Origin of the sequence: Methanobacterium bryantii (assembly GCF_002287175.1) — an archaeon.
GTDB classification, from domain to species: domain Archaea; phylum Methanobacteriota; class Methanobacteria; order Methanobacteriales; family Methanobacteriaceae; genus Methanobacterium_D; species Methanobacterium_D bryantii.
Genome location: NZ_LMVM01000033.1, coordinates 1 through 15,426, shown reverse-complemented (window position 1 = coordinate 15,426; position 15,426 = coordinate 1). Strand labels below are relative to the sequence as shown.

The 15,426-nt window shown below is 32.3% G+C and carries 18 protein-coding genes; 13 read left to right on the top strand and 5 right to left on the bottom strand.

Annotated elements, in window-relative coordinates; genetic code table 11:
* Positions 1-89 precede the first annotated feature (89 nt).
* From ASJ80_RS10750 to ASJ80_RS10735, 4 genes are all read left to right on the top strand, one after another.
* A complete protein-coding gene (locus ASJ80_RS10750) occupies positions 90-584 on the top strand; it encodes a flavodoxin family protein (protein ID WP_069584158.1) in 495 nt (164 codons plus the stop codon).
* Between the two features lie 12 nt (positions 585-596).
* Positions 597-1,439 (top strand): protein translocase subunit SecF, encoded by an 843-nt coding sequence (locus tag ASJ80_RS10745; RefSeq protein WP_069584159.1) that lies wholly within the window; start codon positions 597-599, stop codon positions 1,437-1,439.
* Entirely contained in the window at positions 1,436-2,656 is a 1,221-nt protein-coding gene (locus ASJ80_RS10740) for a preprotein translocase subunit SecD (protein WP_095652084.1), read from the top strand. The genes ASJ80_RS10745 and ASJ80_RS10740 overlap by 4 nt, the downstream gene beginning before the upstream one ends.
* Positions 2,657-3,060: 404 nt before the next feature.
* On the top strand, positions 3,061-4,281 hold the full coding sequence (locus tag ASJ80_RS10735; RefSeq protein WP_095652083.1) for a preprotein translocase subunit SecD: 1,221 nt from the start codon (positions 3,061-3,063) through the stop codon (positions 4,279-4,281).
* A gap of 115 nt (positions 4,282-4,396) precedes the next feature.
* Here the strand turns inward: ASJ80_RS10735 and ASJ80_RS10730 are convergent, their stop codons facing one another.
* Entirely contained in the window at positions 4,397-4,759 is a 363-nt protein-coding gene (locus ASJ80_RS10730; protein ID WP_069585746.1) for a DUF5518 domain-containing protein, read from the bottom strand.
* A 174-nt stretch (positions 4,760-4,933) separates the two neighbouring features.
* On the opposite strand from ASJ80_RS10730, the gene ASJ80_RS10725 reads away from it, so the two are divergent.
* Together ASJ80_RS10725 and ASJ80_RS10720 are read left to right on the top strand one after the other, a co-directional pair.
* On the top strand, positions 4,934-5,563 hold the full coding sequence (locus ASJ80_RS10725) for a tetratricopeptide repeat protein (RefSeq protein ID WP_069585745.1): 630 nt from the start codon (positions 4,934-4,936) through the stop codon (positions 5,561-5,563).
* A 263-nt stretch (positions 5,564-5,826) separates the two neighbouring features.
* A complete protein-coding gene (locus ASJ80_RS10720) occupies positions 5,827-6,246 on the top strand; it encodes a PepSY domain-containing protein (RefSeq protein ID WP_069585744.1) in 420 nt (139 codons plus the stop codon).
* Between the two features lie 87 nt (positions 6,247-6,333).
* Here the strand turns inward: ASJ80_RS10720 and ASJ80_RS10715 are convergent, their stop codons facing one another.
* Entirely contained in the window at positions 6,334-6,699 is a 366-nt protein-coding gene (locus ASJ80_RS10715; RefSeq protein ID WP_095652082.1) for a hypothetical protein, read from the bottom strand.
* A gap of 364 nt (positions 6,700-7,063) precedes the next feature.
* Between ASJ80_RS10715 and ASJ80_RS10710 the strand changes: the two genes are divergently transcribed.
* The 6 genes from ASJ80_RS10710 to ASJ80_RS10685 all read left to right on the top strand — a co-directional run bounded on the left by ASJ80_RS10710 (position 7,064) and on the right by ASJ80_RS10685 (position 11,727).
* On the top strand, positions 7,064-7,507 hold the full coding sequence (locus ASJ80_RS10710) for a DUF2267 domain-containing protein (RefSeq protein WP_069585742.1): 444 nt from the start codon (positions 7,064-7,066) through the stop codon (positions 7,505-7,507).
* A gap of 36 nt (positions 7,508-7,543) precedes the next feature.
* Entirely contained in the window at positions 7,544-8,506 is a 963-nt protein-coding gene (locus tag ASJ80_RS10705) for a TIGR03885 family FMN-dependent LLM class oxidoreductase (protein ID WP_069585741.1), read from the top strand.
* A 380-nt stretch (positions 8,507-8,886) separates the two neighbouring features.
* Positions 8,887-9,351, top strand: coding sequence for an aspartate carbamoyltransferase regulatory subunit (gene pyrI, locus ASJ80_RS10700; RefSeq protein ID WP_069585740.1), 465 nt, complete (start codon positions 8,887-8,889; stop codon positions 9,349-9,351).
* A gap of 33 nt (positions 9,352-9,384) precedes the next feature.
* Positions 9,385-11,079 (top strand): cell wall-binding repeat-containing protein, encoded by a 1,695-nt coding sequence (locus ASJ80_RS10695; protein WP_069585739.1) that lies wholly within the window; start codon positions 9,385-9,387, stop codon positions 11,077-11,079.
* Positions 11,080-11,103: 24 nt separating this feature from the next.
* Positions 11,104-11,382 (top strand): ArsR/SmtB family transcription factor, encoded by a 279-nt coding sequence (locus ASJ80_RS10690; RefSeq protein WP_069585738.1) that lies wholly within the window; start codon positions 11,104-11,106, stop codon positions 11,380-11,382.
* Positions 11,383-11,400: 18 nt separating this feature from the next.
* Positions 11,401-11,727, top strand: coding sequence for a hypothetical protein (locus ASJ80_RS10685; RefSeq protein ID WP_069585737.1), 327 nt, complete (start codon positions 11,401-11,403; stop codon positions 11,725-11,727).
* 65 nt (positions 11,728-11,792) lie between these two features.
* On the opposite strand, the gene ASJ80_RS10680 is transcribed toward ASJ80_RS10685, so the two are convergent.
* The gene (locus tag ASJ80_RS10680; protein ID WP_069585736.1) at positions 11,793-12,089 is read right to left on the bottom strand and encodes a hypothetical protein; all 297 of its coding nucleotides are present in this window, start codon (positions 12,087-12,089) and stop codon (positions 11,793-11,795) included.
* 307 nt (positions 12,090-12,396) lie between these two features.
* Positions 12,397-13,185 (bottom strand): succinylglutamate desuccinylase/aspartoacylase domain-containing protein, encoded by a 789-nt coding sequence (locus tag ASJ80_RS10675; protein ID WP_245837563.1) that lies wholly within the window; start codon positions 13,183-13,185, stop codon positions 12,397-12,399.
* 746 nt (positions 13,186-13,931) lie between these two features.
* On the opposite strand from ASJ80_RS10675, the gene ASJ80_RS10670 reads away from it, so the two are divergent.
* Positions 13,932-14,246: a DUF3892 domain-containing protein gene (locus ASJ80_RS10670; protein ID WP_069585735.1), complete on the top strand. Its 315-nt coding sequence runs from the start codon at positions 13,932-13,934 to the stop codon at positions 14,244-14,246.
* A gap of 151 nt (positions 14,247-14,397) precedes the next feature.
* Here ASJ80_RS10670 and ASJ80_RS10665 read toward each other — a convergent pair whose 3' ends face one another.
* Positions 14,398-14,751, bottom strand: a complete 354-nt coding sequence (locus ASJ80_RS10665; protein WP_069585734.1) for a hypothetical protein — start codon at positions 14,749-14,751, stop codon at positions 14,398-14,400.
* Positions 14,752-15,426: the final 675 nt, after the last annotated feature.

Genomic DNA, 15,426 nt, shown 5'->3' with positions numbered 1-15,426 from the left:
TAAGTTAAAAAATATTAAGTGAACTAATAATACGAAAATAATATTAAGTTAACTATGTAAAATAATATTGATATAAGAGAGTGTCCTGAATGAAAACTATTATTTTATATTATTCCAGAACTAAAAAGACAGCAAGGGTTGCTAATACTCTTGCAAAAGAAGTTTCAGCAGATATTGTTGAAATTGAAGATTTAAAAAAGAGGTCGGGGCCTCTAAATTATATAAATGCATCAGTAGATGCTGTGAGAGAAAATAAAACAAATATTAAGCCACAGACGGTTGATTTAAGTGAATATGGTCTGGTATATATTGGAACTCCAGTATGGGCAGGAAAACCTGCTCCGGCTATAATTACCCTTATTGATAAGTGTGATTTTCAGGGTAAAGATGTAATTTTATTTGCTACTCTTGGAGGGTCAGGAGGTAGAAACACTATTTTGAGGATGAAAGAGAAAATTGAAGTTAGAGGCGGAAGAATGATAACATCCTTCTTAATTAAAACTGCCGGTAAAAAAACATATGAAATAGAAGATGAAATGAAAAAAACGGTTGAAGAGATGGATTTAAAAATTTATGGAGCATAATGGGGAGGTTCAATGAAAATAGAAACATTGATGGAATCATATAAACCATTAATAGCGGTTCCTATAATTATTACAATAATTGCATTGGCGATTTTTTTAACAAATGGTTTAAACGAAAGTGTAGATTTAAAAGGTGGTACTATAACCACTTTGCAGCTTCAAAAGTCCATAAGTCAGGATGAATTGAAAAGCATGATAGAGACTGGGCTGAATACGAGTGATGTGAATGTAAACTCGTTCAGCAACAATCAAGCTACTGTAACTATTGGTACAGAAGCGGATGCAAATACATTTACAAATATCCTGAATGGAACGGCCACTATATTAAGTTATAGATCTGTTGGGGCAGTACTTAGCTCAGCAGCTCTAACACAGATAATATACACGCTCATATTTGCATTTCTTTTCATGTCTGTAACTGTATTTATAGTGTTCAGGAGTGTTGTACCTTCTATGGCGGTTATTCTTGCTGCACTGTCTGATATAATTATAGCCGTTGGTGGAATGTCCCTGTTTGGAATACCGCTTTCACTTGCATCAGTAGGTGCATTACTCCTGCTTATTGGGTATAGTGTGGATACAGATATTTTGCTTACCACACGTGTACTGAAGCGTAGGGAAGGAACAATTACAGAAAGAGCTATAAATGCTATGAAAACAGGATTTACGATGACTGCAGCAGCTATAGGTTCCATGGTAGCATTATATGTCATAGTTTTATTCTTCATACCATCTGCAGCGACTCTGCAGAATATTGCTGAAGTTCTGATGATAGGGCTTGTTGCCGATGTTTTGGCTACATGGCTTATGAACCTTGGAATCCTTAGATGGTACATGGAGAGTGGCCGTAAATGAGTGACATAATTGACTTTATAAAAGATTACCGTGTAATTGTACTGGTCGTTCTTTTAATAGGAAGCCTAGCTTCAATTTCACTATATGGAGTGCCTCAAGGGTTAGATTTAAAAGGTGGTTCTCTTGTTCAAATACACCTGGAACATCCAGTTGATACAACTACCATGGGTACGGTTACCACTGTTCTGGATAAGCGTCTTAATGCTTTTGGTGTTTCAGACATTAAGGTTAGGGCCAGTGGAGACCAGGACGTTATTGTAGAAATTGCTAATGTTCAGCCAGATCAAGTTGCAAAGCTTATTGGAACACCTGGTAAATTTGAGGCCAAAATTAACAACCAGACCGTAATTACAGGTTCAGACATAGTAAGTGTCAAAACATACAGTGTTACAGGAAACAACTGGGAAGTACCGTTTACATTATCTGTAGATGGGGCTAAAAAATTCGCTGTAGCAGCACAGGGTAAAACAGGGCAGCCTGTAGATTTCTACCTTGATAATCAATTAATCAGTTCACCAGAAATAGGTGCAGACGTTGCTAACGGCGTGCCAACAACAGATGTACAAATAACTGGTAGTAACAGCACAAAAGATGCTGCAGTTAATGAAGCAAAAGGTATTCAAGCAGTACTACAGTCTGGTTCACTGCCTGTATCAGTTAGTATTGCTGGAATTCAGGGCATATCTGCTGATCTTGGAGATCAGTTTAGAACTGGAGCGTTAATGGCGGGTCTACTGGCATTAATTGTAGTGGCCCTTATAGTATTTGTCAGATATAAAAGGCCTATACTGGTACTGCCTATTGTCTTCACCAGTGTTGCAGAGCTCGTCATTATTTTAGGTGTGATGTCTATATCACATAGTGTAGAGCTAGATTTAGCTGCCATAGCAGGTATTATCGCGGCGATAGGTACGGGAGTAGATGACCAGATCATTATAACCGACGAAGTTCTTAAGAGGGGTAAAGTTTCAAAAAGAAGAAGAACAGGACTTAATCTCAAAATAAAAGGAGCGTTCTTTATTATATATGCTTCAGCAGCCACTTTAATTGCTGCAATGATCCCACTATTTTATGTAGGGATAACAAGAGGTTTAACTGGAATTGGGCTTCTTTCTAACTTCGCAATTACTACAATCCTTGGTGTTTTAATTGGAATTTTTGTAACAAGGCCTGTATATGCTAAGTTTATGGAGAAATTCGTCGTAAAAGATGAATAAATATTTTTTTTCTTTTTTTATTTTTTTAAATATTTTAACTTAATTTAATGAGATATAGTTATAATTTAAATAAAACATATTTATGGATTTAATACTTTCAAAATATCTAAAATATTTTTAGAATTGACTATAAATCTTTATTATTACTTCTGTTTAAAATAGTCCCTGCTAAATAAATGGAAACATTTATAACCTATAAAATAATATTTTCATAAAGATTAGTGTGTTAAAATAACTCAGGGAAAGATAAACAGGAGATATAATTGAAAATTCATGGAAATATACAGTTAAATGGGTGATTTTTTTCTGTTTGCAAAATTATGGGGAATATAAATCATTTCTTGGCACTAATAAATGAATTATAGATTGTATCCTCAAATTATAACTATTAAGGAAGTGCATGAATGAGCAATATTACAGATTTTTTAAAGGATTACCGTGTAATTATATTAATTATTCTTTTAATTGGAAGTTTAGCTTCGATTTCAATCTATGGAGTGCCTCAAGGACTTGATTTAAAAGGTGGTTCACTTGTTCAAATACACTTGGAACATCCAGTTGACACTAATACAATGAGTACGGTCACAACTGTTCTGGATAAGCGTCTTAACGTTTTTGGAGTGTCAGACATTAAAGTTAGGGCTAGTGGAGATCAGGATGTTATCGTTGAAATTGCTAATGTTCAGCCTGATCAGGTTGCAAAGCTTATTGGAAAGCCAGGTAAATTTGAAGCAAAAATAGACAACCAGACAGTAATTACAGGTTCAGACATAACTAGTGTCAAAACATATGAAATCATAGGAAATACTGCATATGTTCCATTTACTCTGTCAACTGATGGTGCTAAGAAATTTGCAGCAGCAGCAAATGGCAAAGCTGGTCAACCTGTAGATTTTTACTTGGATGATCAGCTGATTAGTTCACCAGAAATAAATCCTGATGTTGCTAATGGTGTAGCTCAACCCGATGTACAGGTACAAATTCCTGCAAATTCAAAATCAGATGCAGAAAATCAGGCAAAAGAAATTTATGCTGTATTACAGTCTGGTTCATTGCCGGTGTCTGTTAATATTGCAGGGATACAGGGCATATCTGCAGATTTAGGAGATCAGTTTAGAACTGGAGCGTTAATGGCAGGAGTACTTGCGTTAATTGTAGTCGCAGTTATAGTCTTCATTAGATATAGAAGACCTATTTTAGTATTGCCTATTGTCTTCACCAGTGTTGCAGAGCTCATCATTATTTTAGGTGTGATGTCTATATCACATAGTGTAGAGTTAGATTTGGCGGCTATTGCAGGTATTATTGCGGCGATAGGTACGGGAGTAGACGACCAGATCATTATAACAGATGAAGTTCTTAAGAGGGGTAAAGTCTCAAAAAGAAGAAGAACAGGACTTAATCTTAAAATAAAAGGTGCGTTCTTTATTATATATGCTTCAGCAGCCACTTTAATTGCTGCAATGATCCCACTATTTTATGTAGGGATAACAAGAGGTTTAACTGGAATTGGGCTTCTTTCTAACTTCGCAATTACTACAATCCTTGGTGTTTTAATTGGAATTTTTGTAACAAGGCCTGTATATGCTAAGTTTATGGAGAAATTCGTCGTAAAAGATGAATAAATATTTTTTTTCTTTTTTTAGCTTAATCTAACTGCAATACAATTAAAGAAAACTGTTTTATATTTTATTTGGTATTTAACTATTTATTTTAGTTTGAAAATAAGAAATAATTAATTTAATATGTATTTCCTCTAATTACAGACCCGATTACACCGCCAATTACAGCAATTATCACATGAATTATGGTAAGCACTAAAACCACAATGACACCAAGAGCTGCAACAAGCAGTCCAATGATCCCTGCAAAGGCCGCACCTAATATGATGATGATTATTGATTCTATTAATCCACCTAAAAGGCCCATAATAGCACTATTTACAGCGCCGTTAGTTAAATTAATGTTAACCATGTAACCAACAATTATACCTGCAACAAGTGATGAAATAAGCCCGCCCACAACAGGAATAACAAAGCTAAGCAGTGTTCCAAGGACAAGAGACACCAAAAATCCGATAATAACGGCTTTCCAATCAATCATAGTTCTATCTCCACTATTTTATTTGTAGTTTATGATAAATATTTTTTTAGCTCATATTGCAGGTATGATAAATGACATGAAAATTTTTAAGCAATAATTTGATTAACTCCAATTATGCTCAATTAGTATTTAATGATTAAAATTTAAGTTAAATAAAGATCAAAAAGATGATCAATGACAAATTTAGAAAATGGAGATATTAGGGATTTAAAGGCATTTGAATCATGGGTTAACGAAGGAGATAGACTTTTAATGCAAAAAGAATATGTTGCAGCATTAATATGTTATGATTCTGCATTAGAATTAAATAAAGATGATGTGAAAGTATGGGACAACAGGGGAGTTGCCCTTTCAGGTGCTGGAAGGTATTCTGATGCTATAGAGAGTTTTGAAATATCTCTTGATTTGAAACCTGACGATTTTCAGGCATGGTCCAACATGGGAGTTTCAATGGCAGCCCTTAAAAGATTTGAAGAGGCTATAAACTGTTTTGACAGGGCACTAGATATTAAACCTGAAGATAGCAATACTTGGGATAATCGGGGAACTGTCCTTTTCAGCCTTACTAGATATGAAGAAGCACTAGAATCTTTTAATGAATCTTTAAAAGTGAATCCAGATGATGCTAAAGCATGGGCAGGTAAAGGGTCTGTTCTTAAATTTATGGGTAATTATGAAGAGGCTATAAAATGTCTGGAAAAATTTATAGAACTTGCATCTGGAGATATTTCTTCACAGGTTGAAGAAGCATGGGCCATGATTTTTGATCTTAAACTGCTTTTAAGCCAGAAAAAAGATGAATAATAATTTATTTATTTTTTTATCTTTTAAGTGCAAATGAGCTTTAATTAAGTAAAAATTGAATTTATTTTATATTTAACGTAATCATTTTATTTTTTAGTAATTTTCTAAATTGAATTATTTCAAGTTAATTAAGATTAATTTAAAAACTTAATTAGTCTCTTTTATTCAAATATTTATTTTATGGTCTGATATAAACTAGAATTATCATCAATACTTTTTTATATATATGAAAATAAAATATTAAATGATAAAGAGGTGAAATAGTGAATAGCAAGGGAATTGTGATTGCAATTGTAGTTATAATGATAGTAGCCATTGCAGGAATATATTTAGCAGCACAAAATGCAGGTTTTAGTGATAGTAACTCTAATGTGTCCACCAACCCTCCAGAAAATGCATCACAGCAGAATAACACCACAATGGTGAATAATGGGACTAATTCTACAAACTCCACAAATTCTACAAACAGCACTAATAATACCAATACTACTGTATCATCAAAACAGGCACAAAAAATTGCTCAAGCTTATATTTTAGAATCTGGTGCATATCCAGGTACTCCAACGCTTAATACATGGTCAGATGGAAGACTAGTATGGAATGTACCAATTATTAATTCGGCTGGCGAAAAAGAAGGAGTTAGTATTTATATAGATGCTCAAACTGGTGCAAGACTGGGATGAACTGAAACATATATGATAAATTTATTAATTGGGGATATGTTAACCAGATACAGGCCTTGAAAATAGGTTTTACGCATCTTTAAAGATTTAAAACTTTTTTTTTTTTTTTTTTTTTCTTAAATTTTCTTCCTTTAGGGGTAAAACAATTCTTTTTCCATTATAAATAAAAATAAATCTGGAAGATGGGCCAAATTCAACATTTTCAATTTTGTTTAGACTATATTTATTTACTTTTCCAGTTCGATTATCCCCCCAAAAAGTTTTTCTGTATTCTATAATGGCATCTTTACTAATTTCTAAATCAAAAGAGTCATCTTCTAAAAATGCAACAGTATCTTCAAGATTTTTACCACATACAAGGCAATTTTTAGATCCCTTTGAATTTCCAACACCGCATTCTGGGCAGATTAAATCAAATTGATTTTTTACTTTCTTTTCTTTGCTATCTTCCATTTTTATGCCTCCATTAATCTTTAATTTGATTTAAAGTATAAATATTATGAATTTACTTATCTTTTTATTAATTTAACAGAATATTTTATTACATTTAAATTAAAAATATTAATAATACCTTCTTGATTTGAAATTTTAACTATCGAAAATTGTAAATTTTCGATGTTTGCAAAACCAAAGGTCTTTCAAAATTTCTGATTTTGAGACCTCAGAAACAAAGCATTCGAAAATCATAGATTTTCGATGCGTCAAATCGAATATTTGACAGTTTCTGAAGGTTTTGCAACCGTGAAAAATCATAGATTTTTCACATGTCTCAAAAATTCATAGAATTTTTGAAGAAAATAATTAGGAGTGATAATAAATGGTTAAGACTGCATTTTCATCAATAGAAAAGTCTACACAGAAAACAAAGGAATGGCTGCATGAAATGCAAGATGATCTGGGGTGGGAAGACGAAAACATGGTTTATATAGCTTTTAGATCTGTAATTCAAACATTAAGAGATCGATTACCCCTTGAAGAAGCTATAGAACTTGGAGATGAGCTTCCAATGGTTATGAAGGGAATTTATTATGAGGGATACAGTACAAGACACAAGCCTGATAAAATAAAAAATAGGGAAGAATTTTTCCAGAAAGTACAGGAAAAAACACCTAAAAGGCCAATAAAAACTGAAGAAGCTACTAGAGCTGTATTTCACTTATTAGAAAATAGACTTGGTGGTGCTGGAGAAATAAAACAGGTAAGATCTAATCTTCCCAAAGATATCCAGAACCTATGGAAATCTTCAACTTCAAAAAAATGATTAAAAATAATTAAACCATTTTAGTATGTGAAAAATATGAAAATTGGTTTTCATGCATCCCATGAGCAATTTAAACCAAGTAAATTATTAAATTTGGTTCAATTAGCTGAAAAAACAGGGTTTAACATAGCAATGTGCTCAGATCATTTCCATCCCTGGGGCAAAAATCAAGGAGAATGTGGATTTGCATGGACATGGCTGGGGGCAGCGTTAAACTCTACATCACTGCCATTTGGGGTAGTGACTTCTCCAGGGCAAAGATATCATCCAGCTATAATTGCCCAGGCAGCAGCTACACTTGGTGAAATGTTTCCAGACCGGTTCTGGATAGCAGTGGGGAGCGGACAGTTGTTAAATGAGGGCATAACCGGTGAAAGATGGCCCACAAAAACTGAAAGAAATGAACGTTTAAAAGAGTCTGCAGCTATTATGAAAGCTCTTTGGTCAGGAGGGACTGTAACATATCGAGGATATATAAATATTGAGGATGCCACTCTTTATACGCGGCCTAAAAAGTCTCCTCTTTTAATAGGGGCAGCAATCTCAGTTGAAACTGCAGAATGGATTGGAGGATGGGCAGATGGGTTAATTACAACTTCAAAGCCTAAAAAAGAACTTCAAAATATTATAAAAGCATTCCATAGAGGCGGTGGAAAGGGAAACCCTGTATACCTTAAGGCACAGTTATCTTATGCTAAAACGGAAGAAGAAGCATTAAACGGCGCATGGGAGCAGTGGAAAACCAATGCATTTAAAAATCGTGTTCAAACAGAATTAAAGATACCTGAACAATTTGATGATGCATCTGAACTTGTTAAACCTGAGGATATACATGAAAAAGTGTATATTTCAGCAGATATTGAAGATCACATAAAAAAGCTGGAAGAGTATAATAAACTTGGATTTGAACATATCTATCTTCATAATGTAAACCGAAGCCAAAAAGAGTTCATTGAAGATTTTGGCCGGCAAGTGATCCCTGCTTTGCAGATCAGATAGTTGTAACATTAAACTAATTTACTTCAATGCTCATGTCCACGAGATTGTGTAAATAAAGTTCCATGCATATATCTGAAGTAAATTACATGTTTTTAAGATAATTACCATAAAAATTGAAATATAACTAATGACATGTCACAGACATGAACGTACTTTAATTAAATAGGTCTAAGTATGGAATTTTTTATAAAAACCAAAATTTATAAGCAAAAGGGTACTATTTTTATTAGATATAGATAATTAAGAAGGTTCATATCAATTTATTATAACATCAATTAAGCATTGAATAAATGTTATTATAATTTTTTTATAATATATATGACTTAAACGTGTCTTCAATTGGATATGAGCTTTAAAATAAAAATTACTGCAGGTATAACATGAAAACGCCAAAAGAACTTAAGGTTAAGCCAATAAAGAATGGTACAGTTATAGACCATATAACCTCAAATAGAGCTTTAAGTGTTCTTAAAATACTTGAATTACCAAATGAAAAAACTACAGTAACTGTTGCTATGAATGTATTATCATCACAGATGGGCAGTAAAGATATAGTTAAAATAGAAGGACGAGAACTGGCCCCTAAAGAAGTTGATAAAATAGCATTAATAGCACCTTCTGCTACAATCAATATAATCCGAGACTATGAAATTGTAGAAAAAAGTAAAGTGCATCTTTTAGATAAAGTGAAAGATATACTAAAATGCCCTAATCCAAACTGTATAACAAATACAGATGAGCCAGTGCAAATAAAATTCTTTGTGACAGGCAAAAAACCAGTGGTTTTAAGATGCTATTACTGTGAACGGATCATGGAAGAAGACGAAATTGAAGCTCAATTTTAACTATCTATTTCTCTATTTTTGCAGGTGTTTTTAATGAATAAGGTTATACTGTTATTTGTAACTATTTTTATTTTGCTTGCCCCGGCATCAGCAAATGTATTCGTGAGCGAACCATCAAATGAGATAATAACAGCTCCTGCAGCATCATTTACAAATAGTCAACTTATTTTAAGTGATAAAAATCCAAGTCAAGCTGTTTTAAATTATTTAAATGGTAAAACTGCCACTGTTTTTGGGGATATCTCATTAAGTGGGGAAAAGATTACTGCAGATTCAGTTAGTATTTCCAGCAAATACTGGACAACAAGCGATGTTGTCGTGCTTGGAACAGGTCAGGATGTATCTGCAGCATTGGTTGCAATAAAAAATAACGCCCCCCTTTTAGTAGTAGGTAATACCATTCCAGATAATGTAAATGCTGAAATTCAGAAATTAGCACCTAAAAAGATAATTGTTTGTGCTTCCCCTTCTTCAATACCTGATTCTGTACTTAGTCAATATTCTAATATTCAAACAGATAGGATATGGAACGGCAACGATGAAAATACATTAACCAGCATTCAAAGTGGAAATACAAAAATTAAAGCACCTTCAAGTCTTTTACCAGTGGCAATGACCCTGTGGAAAGATGCAAGCTTCAGTGTAGACAAAAACGTTACTGTAAATGATAAAGTGACTTTATGGTCTTCCAATGATATCACAACCAGCATTGTAATGAACAGTTATGTAAATAACAACCTTCCTGTAGTTTACATAGCCTGTGATAACCTGATATCAGAAAGTACTGATAAAGATATGCTTAATAAAATAAAAGAGACTATATGTGGCTCGGCTAATGTAGAAATAGATGATCAATCTCCTAAACCTGGAGAAGCGCCAAGAACTATCAAAAACGCACCTGGAGGAATTGCAGCTTATATCGCAGCAGTGGATCCGGGATCTATGGTGGACTTAATTGAAGGTATCAAAGAGGGTTATCTTAAAAAATATGCCCAAAATCTGGATGGAATTGTTTTTGTAAACTATGGTAAGCTTGATTTAGATAATATGAGTTATTTGCCCAGAGCGTGGGACGATAATTATTCCAGTGTTTATTTTGCAGGTTTATACGACCCTTCTAAATTTTTAGAGAGCGGAGGGGTGGAATTGATTCAGCCGAACGTGGGAACATCTTCACAGGATGAAGAGATCAATAAGATAGCTTCTGGATTAATTGACGCGGCATATTCTTCAAATGCAAATTTATCCAGTTCAAGCTATGATTCAAATCTAATTGGAATTCATAAAATAGATCCTGAAGTAGTTGCATACGGCTCTCAAAGTATTTTAGATGGTAAAAAACCTAGATTAGGTACTTTAAAATGGTTATATCTAGCTTCACAATATGTAAGCGGTTATCCTATTCAAAATACATCTCTGAGTTTTTCAGGCAATATATCTGGAGAAAGCACCTATTTTGGAGTTCTTACAATTGATGAATACAGGGAAGCTGGAAAAGACGTCTTTGATTATATGGAAGCTAATAAAAGTGTCCCTGATTCAGTAATAGTAGACGGTAAAAAATTAAATAAGGCAGATATGAAATATATCTTTGCAGAATTAACTTATGATCATACAAGCAAGGCAAATATGACATTTCCAAAATATATTTTTGTGAATAAGGCCAGTGAACCCTTTGATATTATATTTAAGTTTATAAAGAGTTTATTTTATCAGATATTCAGTTAATGTAGAATTTAAAAGGGATAAATCATGAAAAAAGTGCTTTGGTGGCTTTTTGCAAGTAGGGGTGGTGTTAACCGGGCCAAAATAATTGACAAACTGCATACCAGGCCATATAATGCCCATCAACTTGCAGATGAATTAAAACTTGATTACACAACCATCAGGCATCATCTTAAAGTTCTGGAGGAAAACAACGTTGTTACTTCGACTGGGGAAAAATATAACATAATGTATTTCCTTTCAGATAAAATGGAAGAAAATTATAATGTTTTTAAAGAAATATGGGAGTCATTAAGGAATAAATAATATAAAGAGGAGAGCTATATGGGATTACAGCAGGGATTTAGAGGGGGTATTGGTCATTATAATACAGAGCTGGTTTCTGTAGCAGGAATAATTGGAATTTTCAATATTTCGATTTTATTAGTGCTGCTATATGTTTACTGGAACAGTTATAAAGAATTTAAATCTAGATTTATAATGGGCATCCTGATATTTATAGTACTCCTTTTAATCCAGAATATTCTGTTTACTGGATTCATATTTTTAATAAGCGGGTTTAAAGGTCAGGGAATGGGAATACCTCTATTTATTACAAATATAATTCAATTTGTAGGTTTATCTATATTTTTAAAGATATCCTGGGAATAAATCCTTAAAATAATGGGAATAAGATGAAAATATCTTATTCTTTTTATATTAATAAATCTCTAATTTCAGGAAGTACAGTTTCTAGTAAAGTTATATGAATTTTTGTTTAAGTAGCTGTACTTATGCTGATTTTCAGTACAGTTCTGGGTGCAGTTAATGGTTTGGCAGTGTACTTTATTCTGATTTGAATTAACCTGTTTATCACTGTCATTTAGTCCATGTTGATATTTGTACTGGTGTTTCATGTGCTGATTTAAGGTTGTTGTGGAAGTGCATGTATCAGCCGCAAAAATTGGTACCATGCTGACCATCATCACTGCAGCACAAACAATTGCTGCTTTTTTAAGGGATACTTTCTTCATGTTTCTCACCCCCATTGTACTTTTGATAATATAAAGATGTAAAGCATGCTAAAAGTAATTTTGCCGAATTTAATCCGATTTTTATCCTAATTTTCTACCAAATTAATCCAAAGTTATTCCAAAATAGGTGCTTTGAGTTATAATTTGGTAAAAATTGAAAAAATGGAAAAGTCCAGATTTTTAAAAAAAGCTAATTTAAAATGAGATAATGACTTGAGTTTAAAAAGAATATTATCCATTTTTTATAAAAAAGTAATGATGTAATGATTTAAGGAGTTTAAAAGATTAATATGGTATAATATTGAGATTAGGTTACTTCAGGCGCTTTTTTGAGTACTTTATGAAATTTTAAAAATGCATACATTTGTTCTAAGGATGCATCAACGCTTCCAGGCATAACTGTTCCATGTGGTGACATTGATTCTCCTGTTACTGCAGGAATTCCAGCTAAATTAAATACATCTTCCAGAGCTCCAGGATATATTGATCCTGCCTTTGTAAATGACAACAGTGTGGATTTGGTTTCTTTTTCTATAAAATCAGCCATCTGGAAACTTAAAAGGCAGGGAATTTCTGAACAGAGTACACTTAGTTTTCCGGGATATCCCCCAGGTCTAGTAGAGTGAAAATCACCAAGGTATTTAACTCTATTCCTCTTTGAATATGCCAGTATGTTGTTGGTGGGAGTTCCATATAAATTTGCAGTCCTGTTTGGATCTTGGCCTTTCCATGATCTAAGGCTTCTTTCAGTTGAAAAGGGTATAGCAAAAGGAATCACGCGGACTGTTACATTTAATTCTTCTACAGCTAATCTATTTATAAGCTTAACCGCAGCTATTTGGGCAGGATACTCATTGCCATGAACTCCCGCTAAAATCATAATTCCTGGTTTATTTTTTCTTCCGAAGGTTACAATAGGAGTACCTTTTTTTGCAGCAAGAAATAATTGATTGGTAAGGGATGTTTTAGGGATATGCTGCATTATTAATCTATTTTTTGTAATGTCCCCCGCTGCAAATTTATTTAAAACTTCTATTTGTAGTTTATAGGCTGAAGGTGCAAGCAATGCCTTTTCTATTTTAGTTTTATTTTGCATCAATATATTATATGTCACATCCTTATTTTTAGTATTATCTAAAAAATTGAAGTTTAGCTTAAAATGGATCATGATTTCAAGAAGACGTGATCAAACAGGAATTATCCAAATATATACCACAGTTTTAGGAGCTATATTCGTTCATTATTTAAAAAGTGAGATAAAAAGACATTTATAAACATTGACAGAATTAAGGTATGTTCCAAACATCTAAAATTTATTTCTATTTAAAAGTAGCTATTTTCAGAGCCTCCGCAGTGTTTTGAAAAATGACTCAAAAGGTTTAAAAATTAGTTAGAGATGCTTAATGTACTTTGTTTATTTGATGAGTATATAAAGTAATACGTTTAACACTTTAAGTTTGATTTAAAAGAAAAATAGTCTAATAGTTGTTAACGGTGCTTTTGGTTATGGTAAGCATGGTTCTAGTCACTTTATAACATATAATAACTTTAAAAATTTAAATAGATTACTAGTATGATATTCTTCCTGCTTTATTTTGTTGTCATTATCTAAAAATTAGTTAGTACTGGTTAAAGCCAGCTTATTCTTATAATTAAACTTAAAAGAAGGTTTGGAAATTACTAATTAACTGTAATATTAATCTATTTCTAATAATATACCTTAATCTTTTCTATTTAGCCCAAATAGGAAACAATAAATATCATTTGCTAACTGATACAAGATCATATTGGTCAGAATATATTTCAGATTCAATAAATTTTTTAATAAAAAGAGGAGATTCCATGGAAAAATGGGCAGATTATTGTATATCCGCCGTTAAATTCAACGGTGAAGGAAATTGTATAGATCAGGCAAGAGTTCATAAAGATAAAGGAAATGCAATGGGAGACGCTGAAATATGGTCTCGAGATGAAGTAGTTACAGCTTTAGAAAGTAATTATACATTCATAACGATTCTTAATGGTAATCAGGGTGTTTGGGACGAAGGTCAGAAAGTTAATATTATCCAGGTTAATGGAAATAAATACCTCAGAACAGATGGAGACCACGACCCTTCAGATAATCTTAATAATCTTCCTGCTGTTTCATTTCTATAATTGTATCTTTACCTGATTATTTTTTTATTTTTTTAGTTAAAATTAAAAATAGATTCAGTCTTGATAAAGAAATATTTAAAAAAATTATTTAAAAATAGAAAATTTATGCCTAATTTGTTTAATTAGGTCTTTAAGTTATATTATGGAATGTTTATACAAAATATCCGTTAACTACTTTTTTTCCATGAATGTTTCCATTATATGGAATTAAATAAACATTACGGTGATCATGGGATTTTCCATGAACTAAACACCAGTCCATATCTGTTTTTTTATCATACCAAAGTCCTTCTGGACTTGTGCCTTGATTTCTACCATAATATGTTCCCTGCTCGAATTTTAATGTTCCCCATGCATGTTTTTGTGGGTTGTAATTATAAAAAACCCTTGTATGATATTTATAATCTGATGATATTGAACAGCTATGTTTTGCAGTTGCCATTACATATTTTGGTGTTACAACCACATGTTTTGCACCGACACTACCTGCAGATACTGCAGGCATTCCTGCAATCAGCAGGACTACAAGAAATCCAAAAATCTTAAATAAACTACTTCGATTAATTATACTGCCTCCACGTCCTTAAATATTAAGTTAGGACATTTAAGTACAACCATAATAATATGGAATCATATATAAATCTTTTGGTTTAAAATCAAAGACATTCATATAACTCTTTTTAGAATTTAAAGCCTTTTTAAAACTATTTTGAGAAATCAATAATTGGTGTCATTAAGGGGCACATATAACTCAATTCTTTGAACAAGGCTTATTCCTACAAAACGGCTATTTTAAAGTTTTAATATGAAAATTTTATTTTAAAATAGAAGATATATATTATGCTGATAATGTGTATTTAATAGATAAAATAGGAATAATTATCTGGATAATATTATATTAAATTGAACTAAATAATCTTTATTTTTAAAAAAAAGTGAAATAAAAAGTTTTAATGTTTTATTTCACTTAAATTTTATTTTAAAGTCGCTCATGCACAGAATGTTGTGTAAATAATATCGCTTCACTCGTGTGTCTGGGTAAGTAAATTATATTTTTTTTAAGATAAATCCCATATAATCAATTAAAAATTACAATTTAACATAAAGTATAACTCATGCACAGGATCATGGACATGTAAAAATCTCTCAAAAAACCGAAGGTTTTTTGGGCTGCAAAATT